Source organism: Pseudomonas sp. HY2-MNA-CIBAN-0224 (genome assembly GCF_040310285.1).
GTDB classification, from domain to species: Bacteria; Pseudomonadota; Gammaproteobacteria; order Pseudomonadales; family Pseudomonadaceae; genus Aquipseudomonas; species Aquipseudomonas helleri.
The window spans coordinates 1-261 of record NZ_JBEOPQ010000648.1; the positions used below are offsets into that span (position 1 = coordinate 1).

Annotated in this window: 1 protein-coding gene; it reads right to left on the reverse strand. The window is 46.7% G+C overall.

Going from position 1 to position 261, the window contains the following annotated elements; translation table 11 throughout:
- The coding region (locus AAEZ03_RS27920; protein WP_350583167.1) for an acyl-CoA thioesterase at positions 1-204 on the reverse strand (204 nt) is incomplete at its 3' end.
- Positions 205-261: the final 57 nt, after the last annotated feature.

A 261-nucleotide genomic window follows, 5' to 3' on the forward strand; every position in this document is an offset into this window, starting at 1 on the left:
GTTGACGCTCGCAGCAAAGGTCACTAGCTCACCCACATAGATTGGCTCACGAAACATCACTTGATCAACTGATAGGGTCACCACATAGTTACCGCTATAGCGACTGGCACAGGCATAAGCGACCTGATCGAGCATTTTGAGCAAATCACCACCATGGACATTGCCGATGAAATTTGCCATATCAGGGGTCATTAGCACCGTCATATATAGCTCATGATTTAAAGGGGCTTTTTTGGCAGTTGAGGTAGTATTGTACTGGGG